We start from the raw sequence: 14,767 nt of genomic DNA, 5'->3' as shown, positions 1-14,767 counted from the left end.
CTCCTTCTTAATTTCTACGTAGGATAGAAGAAAGTAGGTTCTCTGATAGATTGACGGCATTTTCTTCCGATTCCTTTAAAACGTTGTAGGCCTTATCGTAGTTATTTTGCTTTATATATTCATGGGCCATCAACAAATTAGAATTTTCATCATGTGATTTTCCTAAAGAGCTAAAACCATAAGATAAAGAACCATATAGCAGTGCGACAGACGCAATAAAAAACAACATTTGCAGCCATAGTTTGTTCTTCTTTGGAAAGTGGACAGTGCCTGCTGCTATGAATCCCCCTGCCAACCCGCCTAGATGACCTGCATTATCAATTCCCGATGCAGAGAACCCAACCATAAGGTTAATTCCAAGAACGACAAGCAAATTCAATCCCATTGTTCGGAAAAATAATTTCGGATAAATAACTCCAAAATAAAGTAATGCACCAAAACAGCCAAAAATAGCACCGCTTGCCCCTGCTGATAAGTTAGCACTGAAGATGAAACTGGCAATAAAACCTGTAACTCCAGCAAACAAGTAAATCCAAAGAAAACGAAGATTGCCAAAAATTCTTTCCACTTCAGTTCCGAGAAAGTACAATGCAAGGGTGTTCATTGCCAGATGGATAAAACCAATATGAAGAAAAACGGGTGTAATAAATCTCCACCATTCCCCTTCAACGATTAATTGGTTGACCTTGGCCCCGTATTTAATCAAGGTAGAAGTATTGGTGCTTCCACCATGAAGCTGAAGCCAGAAAAAAACAGCAACCTGAATGGCAATGAAAACATACGTAAATATTGGTTTACCATTCAACAGAATTGCTCTTTCCGTCTTAACTTTCTTAATCGCATAATCCAATGCTGCTTTCTTAACGGACTCAACATCCTCTTCTAAGTAATCATCATTGAATGAAAAATGAAGTTCAGCCCCAAGCCTCTCTGAAATACGATGAAAACCTGCTTCGTATTCCCCTTGTGCAAAAAGAATCGAGCTTACCATCGTTTTATTTCCTTCAGAATGGACAAAAGGTTTCGCGAGACGAAATTCATATTCATCAACTGGTGGGAATTGACTAACATAAATATTGACCACATTTAACTCATGTCGACCAATTTGCTTGCGGACTCTCTCTCCATTTGCTGCAGTAAACTCAATATCACGCTGCATAGCATTACTCCAATCCAAATTATGGAGCAGCAGACGAATGATCGGTGCTTTTTTATTTTCTATTTTTTCTAGCCATAATTCTTTTTGGTTTTCAAATAATTGAATAATACGGTAACCATGATCTGAAATAAATGAATACGCTAATTTCCAAAATATGTAACGTTCTCTATTATTCATTTCCCCCCTGCTTCCTATGTAAAAATAAACGGCCATATCAAGCTGCGATAATTCTTTTTCTTATATCTTTCATTATAAACGATTCTCGAGTAACAATAATCAATCAAGCTTTTTATTTTTATTGAGATACGTCTACTCCATAAAAAAAAACCATCTGTGGTTTTCACCATTCAGATGGTCTTCCAAAAACCGATTGCATCATTTTTTGTTTTACACCTGGGAAGCTCATAACTGAGCCTACCGCAAGCCTGCGCATCCAACTAGACCCTAGTAGCACATTGATAAGACGGTATCTGTATCGGAAACCAAAATAACCAATAGAACCAATCATCAATATGGATGTTAACATACGAGACATTCTCATCCCTCCTACTAGTATTTTGCGATTATGACCATCATTTTATCCATAAAAAAGGACTGAATTCACAGTATAAGAATTCAATCCGTTTGATTAATAGTTCTTAAAGACCGGTTCCATCGTTTGCTTTAATACATTCACAGAATTAACGAATTTCCCCTGCTCTTCGTCATTCAATTTAAGCTCCACAACTTGCCTAACTCCATCTCGATTAACTACAGCTGGTACACCTATATAGATATCATTCTGTCCATATTCCCCATCCAGATAGGCAGAAACAGTTAACACAGAATTTTCATTTTGAAGAATCGCTTTTGTCAATCTGACAAGACCCATAGCAATTCCATAATACGTTGCACCTTTTCTTTCAATGATATGGTAGGCAGCATCACGAACATTTAAAAAGATTTGATCAAGGTCCGTTTGATTAAACCCTGTTTTGTTTTTTGACCACTCACTAATAGAAGTACCAGCAATATCCGCATGACTCCATACGGGGAGCTCTGTATCACCATGCTCTCCAATAATATAGGCATGAACATTACGCGTATCTACATCAAAATAATCGCCAAGCAAAAAGCGGAAACGAGCTGTATCTAAAATTGTACCAGAACCAATTACCCGCTCTTTTGGCAGCCCTGAAAACTTCCAAACTGCATACGTTAATATATCGACCGGATTTGTAGCAACGAGGAAAATACCATCAAACCCACTTGCCATAATTTCTTCGACAATTCCTTTAAAGATCCTTGTATTTTTTTCAACTAAGTCAAGTCGTGTTTCCCCTGGCTTTTGGTTTGCACCAGCTGTGATAACAATTAGGTCTGCTTCACCACAATCCTGATAACTTCCAAACCATATTTTCGTCCGGGATGGAGAAAATGGAAGGCCGTGATTCAAATCCATTGCGTCTCCTTCTGCCTTTTCCTTATTTAAATCAATCAAGACAAGCTCCTCTGTTATCCCTTGATTTAATAAGGCAAAAGCATAGCTTGAACCCACAAATCCCGTTCCAATGAGAGCCACTCTATTCACGCGATTAAACATGACCATTCCTCCATGTAAAAGTATTTTGCTATATCAATATCATTCATCCAAAAAAAAAATTAGTTATTCAAATAAATGACTCCTATCGCTGACATAGCAGCAACAAAACCTGAAAGGAAATTCACCATATCATTATCTACAAAGATAGACCCTTTTATTCTATTTGTCGGCAAATCACAATGCCTCTTTTTTTCAGTCTCTATCCCGCATTTCACACAAACATATACCTGTTGGTAAAAGGCACCAATCAACGTATCAATAACATTTCCGAAAAAACCAAAAAGGAAAACAAGAGCTGTTAAGAAATAACTTAAATCAAAAAGCCAAAATCCTATGATTGAAATTAAGAAGGAACCTGCAAGGGATGCAAAGCTTCCCAATAAACTGATTGCTCCCGATGTCCCCTTTTCAACCCGTTTAAAGGAACGTATGTATAATGGTTCTTTTTTGCTTAAACTACCGATTTCCGATGCCCAGGTATCAGAATTTGCACTAGCCAGACATACTATAAAGCCAACTATCCAGATCATATCATTGTTGAAATACTGAATGATACTGAAAAGCCCGGCCGCTCCTCCATTCGCAGCGACCTGACGCCAATCTCTTGTAGCCCCTTTTGCAAGCTTTTCTTCTATTATGCTCTTATCACTACTTTTATATTTTGACCAAAAACTTGAAGAGGCAAAAAATACCCCAAGCAGGAAAAGACCATCTTCACCGAAGCCTAAAAACACTGCAAGTCCAACTAAAATGGCAGCAAAGGCCCCTGATCTAGTCAAGGATTTGGATTTATAACCTGCCGCACCTGTCAATAGAATTCCAACGAAAATCAAAATCGCTATGATCATTTTATTTTGATAACTCCATGGTTTGTAATAATTTGGGATACCGGTACATCATGCTCCTCAACAAGAAACTGTGGGACCAATTGATCGGTAAAGGCAAGTGAAATCGTCATACCGTGGTAATTTTGTAAATAACGATCATAATAGCCTCCGCCAAAACCCAAACGGTACCCTTCTTTTGTATAGGCTAAACCTGGAACTATCATTAGGTCAATCCTATCTGCGTCAACTTCCTTGGTTACTTCCTCAATCGGCTCAAATAGACCATAAAATACTGATTCCAGCTGAGAAAATTCATTTAAAGTTCTAAAGGATAGACGTCTTTCATTTGGATCACATTTTGGCACAACAACTTGTTTTCCTGATTCCCAGGCTTTGCGAATCAATTGATATGTATCCACTTCTGGTTGTTTTGAAACCGTTAATCCAATAACTTTTGCTTGTTTCCATGCTTCATCCTCATAAAGTGTACAAGCAATTTTATACGAATAATCTTCGTATTGAGGTTTTGTAAGCTTTGAAAGTGTCTCTCTCATTTGCTTACGAATAGAGTTTTTATTATTCATTTTAGTAAGCTCCTAACTTTTAGACAACAAAAAAAACAGCAGGAAGCCCCTACTGTTTATTTTGTTTCGCGATGTGCTGTTGAACGTTTTTCTCTTGGGCAATATTTCTTAAGCTCAAGACGATCTGGATTATTACGTTTATTTTTTGTTGAAATATAGTTACGATCTCCACACTCAGTGCAAGCCAATGTAATATTCACACGCATGTTTATTTCCCTCCAAACAATTAAGCATTTCTTTCATACGACTTTTCCATAATATCATTTTTTAAAAGGAAATGCTAGTATGTTTTTTTGTTAATACACTTTCATTCATTTCAGTTAATTTCTTTAAAAGTGCTTCCTCCATTGAAATCAATTCACCTTTGTTGGAACCTGTCATGGTCCATGTGTTCATTTTAGCAATTCCATGCGACTCTATCGTCATTTTCATTGCAAAAATACTGGCCGCTGGACCTTTGGCCATGGGAAGATAATTCAAGTTCCCCTTTTGAAGTGAACTCCAAATTTGATCTGTAAAAACCTTCCACTGCGGCATGGCAGTATATTCTTTCATACCCACTCCATTGAGGTCTCCATTAACTAAATAAATATTCTTATTGGCGAGGTGAAAAATCCTATAATCTGTTGGAGATACAAAAGCTAGGTTGTCTTGAATAACATTGGGAAAATAATGCAAAGCCAAGATCTTAATCTCTTTCGTTTGTTCGCTGTGATTACTGACATAAACACTTGAAAAACGAACTTTGGAGTGAGGTTGCTCCTGTTTCACTTTAATAATTATTTCTTCCTCTTGAAAGACCTTTTCTGTACAATCATGGAGCCAAACATACTTTCCGTTTACCCATAAACCAGGAATAAATTGCAGTGTATCCGGCGGCAGTTGGTGGACAGGAGTCTGTTTATATTTTTGTTGTTCAGTTAGAGTCATCGTTTTACACCTTTTTATAAATTATTTGGTGTTTCTTTCTGTGCATCAGTATGAATGCGTTTGTTCAATACAGTATCTTCCATTACCCTGCTTGTTTCGGATGCAATACGTTTCCATCCATACAGGCTTATCACAATTTGTCTTCCTTTTTTGCCAATTTCTTCAGCTTCAAGTGGATGATTTATTAGAAAGTCGATTTGTTCGAGCATGCTCTCTGCATCCCCAGGGGTCATTAGTAATCCTGTATGTAGATGCTTCACAATACCCTTCATCCCACCTGTATTGGATACAATCGTTGGTTTACCTAAGATCATCGTTTCAAGTACCACTATTCCGAAAGGTTCATATAAACTAGGAATGACTGCTAGTTCACTTCCAGCAATGAGTGAATTCCTTTGCTCATCAGTAACATATCCCACAAATGCAATATGGCTTTCTAAATTTCGCAACCTAATTTGTCTTCGATATGTTTCAAGCATCGGTCCTTTTCCTGCTATCACAAAAAAGCAGTCTATTTCCCTCTCTTTTGCGATCGAAGCTGCCTCTATTATGGTTTCAAATCCTTTTTCTTTTACGATTCTACCAATTGAAAAAATGTATTTCTGATCCTTAAGTTCCGGAAATATTTCCTCTGTATCAAGTTCATTCAAGACAGGTTCAATACCATTTGGAATAATGGCTATCTTTTCATTTTTCGCCTTAAAGACGGAGTTGAGAACATCTTTCATGTAATCGCTGCAAACAATAATTTGATCGGATTCGCCAATTAATTGCTGTTCCTTTTTATGAATAAACTGTTGCATTTGAGTATGAATACCGTTGTTCCTTCCATACTCTGTCGCATGAATGGTCGCTAGTAGTGGGATTTTCAGTGATTCTTTCAATACAATCGAGGCTGAACCAACAAGCCAATCATGTGCATGAATGATATCAAAATGGACTTCCTCTGATAATTTTTCTGCCTTGAAAGCCATAGCTAAATTAAGTCCACCTATCCACGAAAGAAAATTATCATCGTATTGGTTTATTGGTTTGACTCGATGAACATTTACGCCATCCATATTTTCAAATGATGGAAGATTACCATTTATCGCCGTTAAAACATGAACTTCATGTCCTTTTTCTGCCAAATAAACGGATAATCCAAATACATGCCTTGAAAGACCGCCAACAATATTAGGCGGATATTCCCAGCAAAGCATCAGTATTTTTAATTTCATTTTATTCGATGAGGCTTTATGAAAATCATCTAGTTGGGAGAATATATTATCCATTTATATCCTCCATGTTTTTTGATTCCACGTAATAACTATACGTACTAACATGGTCAATCCACTTTGGCGGCTGCTCTTCATGCTGTTTGAGTTGGATTAGATCATGATTCATCTCATTTCCATTAGGGATTTCCATCATTGGAGTTTGAATGAAATTGGAACGAAATAGGGGGAAAAATTCCTGATTGGAAATAGTAATCCCTAATTCTGCTATATAGCTGCGATTTGCAACCAATCCTTTTATGAACCAATGTCCTTTCTGATAAGGAACTGCGATTTCAAAAAAATGGTGAGCGTTTTTTCCAGTAAAAACCAAATCTGTTACATCATAGATCCGAACAACAGGGATAAGACTCTCAAAGCTAAGATTAAAAAATAGTTCAATCATTTTTTTGGGTATATCGGAAACTTCCCAGAAGAGAAGCAATTTGCGGGGGGGAACAAGCTTTGCGGCCAACTCACCTTTAATTGGAATAAAATCTGCAGATGGATTGTTAGTGATATTTCTTCCATCTCCTTTTAGGTTACTAATCTCATTAATCATGTCTTCCTCCATTTCTGCAAACAATCAATATATGCACCAAATTCCAAATTATGCTTAATACATGATAATTTAATCGTACCACCAGATTCAACCGCGCACAATAAACGCAAATTGTCGTTTCTTGAAAGACTTTAATAGTAAATGCCAATCGTTTTACCTTATAAAATAAAAAAAGATAAGGCATAAAAATCCTTATCTTTAATAAACACTATTTATCATTAGGCATTTAAATTAACGCGGTTACCTGTCACAAGGTAAATAACATGCTCTGCGATATTGGTTGAATGGTCTGCGATTCTTTCAATAAATCTACATACAAACGCTAATTGAATAATTTGATTTGTTGAGTTTGGATTTTGTGGGATATAGCTCAATAACTCTTGGATTAAGCTTCCAAACATTTTGTCCACTGCATCATCTTTTTCCGCGCACTTTTTTGCCAACGTAACATCTTCTGAATAATAGGCTTTTATGGAATCAGAAACCATCTCTAAGGCCATCTCCATCATTTTTGGTATATCTATTATTTCTTTAAAATGCTCTTCCTTGCCAATATGGATGGTCGATTTTGCTATATTTACTGCTATATCTGCAAAACGTTCAACCTCAGACGAAACCTTTAATGCCACATTAATTTTCCTAAGATCGGTGGCTACTGGTGATTGTCTTGCAATTAATAATAATGCTTTATCATTAATTTCATATTCTAACTCATCGATTTCATTATCACCATCAATTACCTGTTTCGCCTTTTCCATGTCCTGATTTATTAAGGCAATCATCGATTCTTGGATAGCGTGCTCCGATTTTTCAGCCATTTTTAATAGAAGATCTTTTAATTCTTTTAAATTATTATCAAAATTTGTCCTCGTACTCATAGTAGACACCTCATCATCCGAATCTTCCTGTAATATATCCTTCAGTCCGTGAGTCTTTAGGATTAGAAAAAATTGTCGAAGTTGAATCTAATTCGATTAATTCGCCCATTAAAAAGAAAGCTGTTTTATCTGAAACCCTTGATGCCTGCTGCATGTTATGGGTAACAATAACAATCGTATATTTTTCTTTTAATTCTAAGATCATTTCCTCAATTTTTAACGTAGAAATTGGGTCTAATGCTGAAGTAGGTTCGTCCATTAACAACACTTCAGGTTTCGTTGCAAGTGCTCTTGCAATACATAGCCTTTGCTGTTGTCCCCCAGAAAGACCTAAAGCAGGAGCATTTAAACGATCCTTTACTTCCTCCCATAAAGCTACATCCATCAGTGATTTAATGACAATCTCATCTAGATGCTTCTTTTTAGTGATACCATGGACTCTTGGGCCATAGGCAACATTATCAAAGATAGATTGTGGAAAAGGATTTCCCTTCTGAAAAACCATTCCAACATGTTTTCGTAGTTCGACGAGATCCATTTTCTTGTCTAATATATTTTGCCCATTTAGATTAATTTCGCCCGTCATTTTTACATTTGGGACCATATTAATCATTAAGTTTAAAGTTTTGATAAATGTAGATTTTCCACAGCCCGAGGGACCGATGATAGCGGTGACCTCTTTTTTGTCAATTGGAAAGTTGATGTTTTTTAACGCATGATGCTCTCCATACCATAAATTCAGGTCTTTGACATCAAATACTTGTCTGGTTAATGTTGGTATTGCCACAACTTTTCCCCCTTATCCAAACCTTCCAGAGATATATTCCTCTGTCTTTTTAACAGATGGATTGGTAAAGATTTTTTCCGTATGATCATATTCAATTATATCACCGCTCAAGAAGAAGGCTGTTTTATCAGAAATACGTGATGCCTGCTGCATATTATGGGTGACAATAATAATAGAATACTCTTTTTTTAACTCAACAATTAAATCCTCAACTTTAGCATTGGATATCGGGTCTAGTGCCGAGGATGGTTCATCAAGGAGCATGACAGTCGGTTTCATCGCAATCGTCCTTGCAATACAAAGTCGTTGCTGCTGCCCGCCAGAAAGTGACAAAGCCGATTTATGAAGCCTGTCCTTTACTTCCTCCCATAATGCTGCTTTTTTCAGACTCACTTCCACCATTTCATCAAGTTTGCTTTTCTTTTTGATTCCAGCAAATTTAAGGGCGTGTGTAATATTCTCATAAATTGATTTTGGAAATGGGTTGGGCTTTTGAAAAACCATGCCGATTTCCTTACGGAGAGCAACGACATTTATTTGTTCCGACAGAATATTGAGATCTTCATATATGATTTCTCCCTCCGCCCTTGCTCCAGGGATCAGGTCATTCATTCGATTAATACTTCTTAAAAAAGTGGATTTACCACAGCCTGAAGGGCCTATGAGTGCTGTAACGGAATTTTTTTCAATATCAAGTGAAATCCCATTGACAGCTCGTTTTTCTCCATAAAATATTTCTAGATTATTTACCTTTAAGATATGTTCCTTTTGCAACTGGCTGTTAGACTGAACAGCTTGATTTTCGGTCGATTCTTCTTTAAATGCTGTAACCATCCTATCTCCCCGCCCCTTATTTTGATGCTGTTACCTTTTTATGAATCATGCTTCCTATCCACCTAGCTAATAAGTTAAATACTAATACCGATATTACTAAAACAGCAGCTGAACCATTAGAAACCTCTTCCACATCTGGAATTAACCCTTGTGTATTTACAGACCAAATGTGAACTGCAAGCGTTTCTGCTGGACGAAATATATTCAACGGTGATTGAGGTGAAAATGGATTCCAGTTTGCGTAATCGAGTCTTGGTGTTGAAAGACCGGCTGTAAATAATAATGCAGCGGCTTCACCAAATACACGACCTGCAGCAAGAATCGCACCTGTTAATATCGTCGGAAAAGCACTTGGTAATAAAATGGTTTTTATCGTATGCCATTTGGTAATCCCTAAGGCTAGACTAGCCTCTTTCAAATCACTTGGGACGGCACGGATCGCATCTTCACTCACCCTTACAATTACAGGCAGGTTAAAAACCGTTAAGGCTAAGGCTCCTCCTAAAATGGTATAGCCCCAGCCTGTTAAATTAACGAACATTAATAAACCAAACATCCCAATGACTATGGATGGTAAAGAGGCTAGAACTTCTATACAAGAACGGACAATGTCTGTAATTTTCCCCGGCTTAGCATACTCAGCCATATATATTCCCCCGCCAATACCTAACGGAAGGGCAATTAACATCGTAATAAATAATATATAAAACGAATTGAACAATTGGTCACGAATTCCCCCGCCCGCACGTACATTGCTTGACGGAGAGGTTAAAAAGTCAAGCGAAATATGTTTAAATCCATTAATCAAAATATATGAAAATAACCCAACTAATATAGAAATGATTATGATTGCAATGGCTATAAATACTCCTGTGGCAATCCGATCTGCAGTTTTACTGTTCATCACATTTTCCTCCTTGACGAAAGGTAGCGAATGAGGAGAATAAACGCAAACGACATGATTAATAAAATTAAGCCCATTGACCAAAGAGTATTATTTTCTACACTACCGTAGGTTGTATGGCCCATGTTAAGAGTAATAATTGTCGTTAAGGTTGCTGATGCGTCTAATAAGCTTGTTGGTAAGTCTCTTACGTTACCGATGACCATTTGTACCGCAAGAGCTTCTCCAAATGCTCTTGCCATCCCAAGAACGATAGCAGTCAAGAGGGTAGGTAATGCAGCAGGTATTAAAACTTTTCTTATAGTTTGCCAGCGAGTAGCACCTAAAGCATACGAACCTTCACGAAGATTTTTAGGCAGTGAACTCATCGCATCCGTTGCAATTGTAGTTACTGTCGGCAAAATCATGATTGATAATACAATGGTACCTGAGAGCAAGCTAAAACCAAGTCCGCCCACATGTTCCCTGATAAATGGTACTAACACTGTAAGCCCGATGAAGCCATAAACTACAGATGGAATTCCGACCAAAAGCTCTATCACTGGCTGTAAAATTTTCCTTCCCCATGAGGGTGCAATTTCGGTCATAAAAATCGCTCCGCCAATACCTAATGGTGCTGCCACTATTGCTGCAAGAAAGGTTACCGCAAAGGAACCAAAAATAAACGGTAAAGCCCCATATTCAGGTTTCGCTTGATTTGTAGGATTCCAGTGGGTACTGGTTATGAACTCAATAAGACTTACACCATTTTTGATAAAAGATTGTAAACCCTTTGAACCAAGGAAAATAGTTATCGAGATGGTTGCTGATATCATGATGACAGCACACAAGATAACGAGAATTTTCCCGCGCAATTCCCCATCGAGCCAATTTTTCTTAGACCTTAACAATCTGTCTTTTGCAGGAACTAACTTTTCCATAATGCACCAAACACCCCTAAAATACGTCATAATAGGGTAAATGCTTAATTGCATTTACCCTTTCATTATTCAACCTGTTTTTATAGGTTTTTTTGATTTCCTTTAGCATCGCGCTCAACTTTCATTTTTGTTACTGGTAGATATCCTTGTTCTTTTAAAAGTGTGTTTTGGATATCGTCAGACATTAAATAGTCAAGGAACGCTTTTGCAAGATCTGTTGCTTCACCTTTTGTATAAGAGTGTTGGTATGCCCAAACTGGGAATTTACCAGATTGCACATTTTCTTCAGTTGGTTCTACTCCATCGATTGCAAGTGGAGCCACCGATTCGTCAGTGAAGTATGAGAATGCAAGGTAACCCACTGCACCATCAGTTTCATTGATAATCTTTTTAACGGTGTTTGAAGAATCTTCCGTAATCCCTTCAGCAGGTGTTGCTCCATCAAGGGCGAACTTATTGAATACTGCACGTGTTCCTGAAGAGTCCGGACGGTTTACAAGAACGATCTTCTGGTCTTTTCCGCCAAGTTCTTTCCAGTTTGTGATTTTTCCAGTGAAAACTTTAATTAAATCTTCTTTTTTAATATCTTTAATACCAACTTTAGGGTTAACAGCTGCTGTCATACCTACCACAGCTACTTTATGGTCAACAAGCTGATCAGCTGGGATACCTTCTTTTTCTTCAGCGAATACGTCCGAATTACCAATCTGCACAGATCCTTCAGCAACTTGTGATAAGCCAGTACCAGACCCACCCGCGTTTACTTGAACATCAACATTTGGATTTTCAGCCATAAACTCTTCAGCAGCCGCGGCAACTAATGGTTGCATTGCAGAGGAACCAGAAATGGTTAATGAGCCAGAAAGTTCTGTAGTTTTATTATCTTTATTAGCAGCTTCATCTTTTTTATCAGTAGAGGCTCCTCCACCACAAGCAGCAACAAATACCATTAATGCTGCTAGAGTAAGTAATAGGCCAAATTTCTTAAAGCTTTTCATTTGTTTAATTCCCCCTGTGTATTTTGGTTTGTTTGTTATTTATTCTGCCTTACATGTCTAAGAATAAAACTAAACTGTTAACCGAGTTTTAATTGAATGTAAAGGTTTTGTAAAGATATGTTGAGTTTGTGTAAATCGATAAAATTCTCTAGATATATATTGTCCATAAAAAATTTAATAAATGCAGAGTAGATGATCTTAATAATAAAAAACACCTGCCTCAAATTGAGACAGGTGTTTCAGTAATATTAATGATCAGCTTGACTACTGTTTTGGGTTTATTCGTTATTTACTTCCTGTTGATCAGAGGTTGCATTTTTTTCTGTATCTTGACGTTCTTTCTTTAAGTCAAAATAAGCATCCAAGACTCTTCGGCCGATTAAATTATTGATGCTTGGCCCGCTATTCCCTTGATATGCCCACGGTACGACAACAGCCATTGCCACCTCTGGATTATTAGACGGTGCAAAACTTACGAGACTTAGGTTCATTACTTCAGTCCCACGCTTTGACTTATCAGCGCCGTCATAAAATGCCTGTGCTGTTCCGGTCTTTCCTGCAGGGTGATAATCTGCGCTCTTAAAGTAACTTACAGCTGTACCGTCACCCACCTGCATAACCATCCGAAATCCTTCTTGAACCCGCTTAATCCAAGATTGCTTCATATCTAAACGATTTAATACTTTCGGCTGAATTTCCTCAACAATAGGACCCAATTCATTATTTTCCATTTCCGGTTCGCGAATTTCCTTAACCAGATGCGGCTGGATCCGATTCCCACCATTTGCGATTGTGGAGACGTACTGCGCGAGTTGGATTGGTGTATACGTATCATACTGACCAATCGAAAGGAAAAGAAGTAAACCAGGAGTCCTTTCAGGACCTGGAAAGCCGCTCATTTCATTAGGTAAGTCAATCCCTGTACGCGTACCTAAACCAAATTGACTAAATGACTGCCGCATAGTATCAAAGGCAGAATAATCTAATGGGAGCGGTTGATTTGGTCTATATTGGCCACCTGCCATCGCAATAACAGTTTTCCACATATATACGTTGGAGGAGACCTGTAGTGCCCTTAAATCATTTATCCTGCCAAATGTCCTCCATGATGACATGACAGGTGAGCTAGCTATTCTCAAAGGCTCATCTAGTTGTGTAGAGCCTGGTTGTATTGCCCCAGTTTTATATCCAGTTAATATCGTCGCCCCTTTTACTGCTGACCCAACGTTATAAGAAGTGGTAATATTTCCTCCTGCAAAGTCCTTCATGACTGTTTTTCCATTTTTATCTTTACCAATTTGTTTTCCAGCCAGTGATAGGACTTCACCGGTATGGGGATCCATCAGAACGACGAAGGCTCGATCTAGAAGGGAGGTATTTGGTTTTTGCTTTGCACTCCACATTTCTTCTTCGATGATATCTTCTACCTTCTTCTGAAGATCCATATCAATTGTTAAAACAAGATCCTTACCCCTTTTTCCTTCTGAAACTACTTCAGTTGAAAGTATTTTACCGGACTTGTCCGTTACATTTTTCACTTTTGCCTTTTGACCATGTAATACATCTTCATATTTTAATTCAAGATAACTTTTTCCAACTCGGTCATTACGGCTATAGTCACGGGCCATATACTTTTCTAATTGCTCCTTGGGAATCCCTGCTTCGGAGGAAGTTACATCTCCTAATATGGATTTTAATGTATCACCGAAAACATACTTTCGTTCCCAATCAGTTGTTGTATCAACACCAGGTAAGTTTTCTAAGTTTTCACTAACAATCGCAAATTCTTTAGGTGTAACATTTTTATTTTTAACAATTTGTGGCGTCAAGGCATAACCACTATTAAAGTCCCTATAGATGGCAAGGGTTTCAAGATCTTCTCCAATAATACTGTTTACTTCATCCTCAGTTATTCGATCGATCTGAAGTTTATAAATTTGCTTATCATCCAATTTTTTTTGCTCATATAATGCCCATTCTTTTTTCGTAACTTTTGCTTTTGCTTCTTTGGGATGTTTTAAAATCCAATAATCCTTTTTATCACGAACAGGAACTTTCGATGTATCTTTGTTAATGATTTTTGCTAATTTTGCCGCGCTCTCCAACATTTCCTTTTGGGTGGTTTGTTGATATTTTGTGTAAGTAATCGCGTTCAAGGGTGTATTATCAACAATGATTTTACCATTGCGGTCGAACATTTTTCCCCTTGGTACAGGGTTATTAACAGTAATATCTTCCGTCCGTTCAATTTCACGTTTAAAATCATCACCAAATACGATTTGCAATTCACCAAGTCTAAGTATAAGGATAGAAAATAGCAAAAACACGACAAAGAATAACATGTTTAAACGAAATGGAACATGTTCCTTCTTTTTTTTCTTTTTATTATTCAAAGTATATAAACACTTCCTTTTTTCACGGCTTAAAAGTCACTTTCTCTATTTTAAAGGATAATTCCGCTTTTATCTACGAAAAACCCTTACCATTTTCAGCATAAAAGCCCCAGTGAAAAATGAAAAATGCGGTGAGTAAATAAAATACTCATC

At 37.4% G+C, this 14,767-nt stretch carries 16 protein-coding genes; all 16 read right to left on the bottom strand.

The features are described 5' to 3' along the window. Window positions 1-7 precede the first annotated feature (7 nt). The 16 genes from J7E63_RS06230 to J7E63_RS06155 all read right to left on the bottom strand — a co-directional run bounded on the left by J7E63_RS06230 (window position 8) and on the right by J7E63_RS06155 (window position 14,563). The gene (locus J7E63_RS06230) at window positions 8-1,336 is read right to left on the bottom strand and encodes a rhomboid family intramembrane serine protease (RefSeq protein WP_251033391.1); all 1,329 of its coding nucleotides are present in this window, start codon (window positions 1,334-1,336) and stop codon (window positions 8-10) included. A gap of 163 nt (window positions 1,337-1,499) precedes the next feature. Next, the gene (locus tag J7E63_RS06225; RefSeq protein WP_088088978.1) at window positions 1,500-1,694 is read right to left on the bottom strand and encodes a hypothetical protein; all 195 of its coding nucleotides are present in this window, start codon (window positions 1,692-1,694) and stop codon (window positions 1,500-1,502) included. A gap of 93 nt (window positions 1,695-1,787) precedes the next feature. After that, a complete protein-coding gene (locus J7E63_RS06220) occupies window positions 1,788-2,741 on the bottom strand; it encodes an L-lactate dehydrogenase (protein ID WP_215010693.1) in 954 nt (317 codons plus the stop codon). Window positions 2,742-2,800: 59 nt separating this feature from the next. Next, a complete protein-coding gene (locus J7E63_RS06215) occupies window positions 2,801-3,589 on the bottom strand; it encodes a DUF92 domain-containing protein (protein ID WP_215010692.1) in 789 nt (262 codons plus the stop codon). Further along, window positions 3,586-4,152, bottom strand: coding sequence for a 5-formyltetrahydrofolate cyclo-ligase (locus tag J7E63_RS06210; protein WP_214713388.1), 567 nt, complete (start codon window positions 4,150-4,152; stop codon window positions 3,586-3,588). The genes J7E63_RS06215 and J7E63_RS06210 overlap by 4 nt, the downstream gene beginning before the upstream one ends. A 56-nt stretch (window positions 4,153-4,208) precedes the next feature. After that, window positions 4,209-4,358, bottom strand: a complete 150-nt coding sequence (gene rpmG / locus J7E63_RS06205) for a 50S ribosomal protein L33 (protein ID WP_066064234.1) — start codon at window positions 4,356-4,358, stop codon at window positions 4,209-4,211. 61 nt (window positions 4,359-4,419) lie between these two features. After that, a complete protein-coding gene (locus J7E63_RS06200) occupies window positions 4,420-5,082 on the bottom strand; it encodes a hypothetical protein (protein WP_215010691.1) in 663 nt (220 codons plus the stop codon). A gap of 14 nt (window positions 5,083-5,096) precedes the next feature. Next, window positions 5,097-6,356 carry a glycosyltransferase family 4 protein gene (locus tag J7E63_RS06195; RefSeq protein WP_215010690.1) on the bottom strand — a complete coding sequence of 420 codons (1,260 nt, stop codon included), beginning with the start codon at window positions 6,354-6,356 and terminating at the stop codon, window positions 5,097-5,099. Continuing rightward, on the bottom strand, window positions 6,349-6,900 hold the full coding sequence (locus tag J7E63_RS06190; protein WP_215010689.1) for a DUF4912 domain-containing protein: 552 nt from the start codon (window positions 6,898-6,900) through the stop codon (window positions 6,349-6,351). The genes J7E63_RS06195 and J7E63_RS06190 overlap by 8 nt, the downstream gene beginning before the upstream one ends. Before the next feature lie 218 nt (window positions 6,901-7,118). Continuing rightward, entirely contained in the window at window positions 7,119-7,778 is a 660-nt protein-coding gene (phoU, locus tag J7E63_RS06185; protein WP_215010688.1) for a phosphate signaling complex protein PhoU, read from the bottom strand. A gap of 13 nt (window positions 7,779-7,791) precedes the next feature. Next, window positions 7,792-8,565: a phosphate ABC transporter ATP-binding protein PstB gene (pstB, locus tag J7E63_RS06180; RefSeq protein ID WP_214713383.1), complete on the bottom strand. Its 774-nt coding sequence runs from the start codon at window positions 8,563-8,565 to the stop codon at window positions 7,792-7,794. A 12-nt stretch (window positions 8,566-8,577) separates the two neighbouring features. Next, window positions 8,578-9,399: a phosphate ABC transporter ATP-binding protein PstB gene (gene pstB / locus J7E63_RS06175; RefSeq protein ID WP_215010687.1), complete on the bottom strand. Its 822-nt coding sequence runs from the start codon at window positions 9,397-9,399 to the stop codon at window positions 8,578-8,580. A 16-nt stretch (window positions 9,400-9,415) separates the two neighbouring features. Further along, the gene (gene pstA, locus J7E63_RS06170; RefSeq protein ID WP_215010686.1) at window positions 9,416-10,303 is read right to left on the bottom strand and encodes a phosphate ABC transporter permease PstA; all 888 of its coding nucleotides are present in this window, start codon (window positions 10,301-10,303) and stop codon (window positions 9,416-9,418) included. Continuing rightward, window positions 10,303-11,223, bottom strand: a complete 921-nt coding sequence (gene pstC, locus J7E63_RS06165) for a phosphate ABC transporter permease subunit PstC (RefSeq protein WP_214713380.1) — start codon at window positions 11,221-11,223, stop codon at window positions 10,303-10,305. Before pstC ends, pstA begins: the two co-directional genes overlap by 1 nt. A gap of 80 nt (window positions 11,224-11,303) precedes the next feature. Beyond that, complete coding sequence (locus J7E63_RS06160; RefSeq protein ID WP_215010685.1) at window positions 11,304-12,221, bottom strand: phosphate ABC transporter substrate-binding protein; 918 nt, start codon at window positions 12,219-12,221, stop codon at window positions 11,304-11,306. 278 nt (window positions 12,222-12,499) lie between these two features. Then, window positions 12,500-14,563: a peptidoglycan D,D-transpeptidase FtsI family protein gene (locus J7E63_RS06155; protein ID WP_215010727.1), complete on the bottom strand. Its 2,064-nt coding sequence runs from the start codon at window positions 14,561-14,563 to the stop codon at window positions 12,500-12,502. Window positions 14,564-14,767: the final 204 nt, after the last annotated feature.

Source organism: Bacillus sp. ISL-75 (assembly GCF_018613095.1).
The sequence above is the reverse complement of the archived record's forward strand: the minus strand, read 5'-3'. Positions and strand labels throughout refer to the sequence as shown.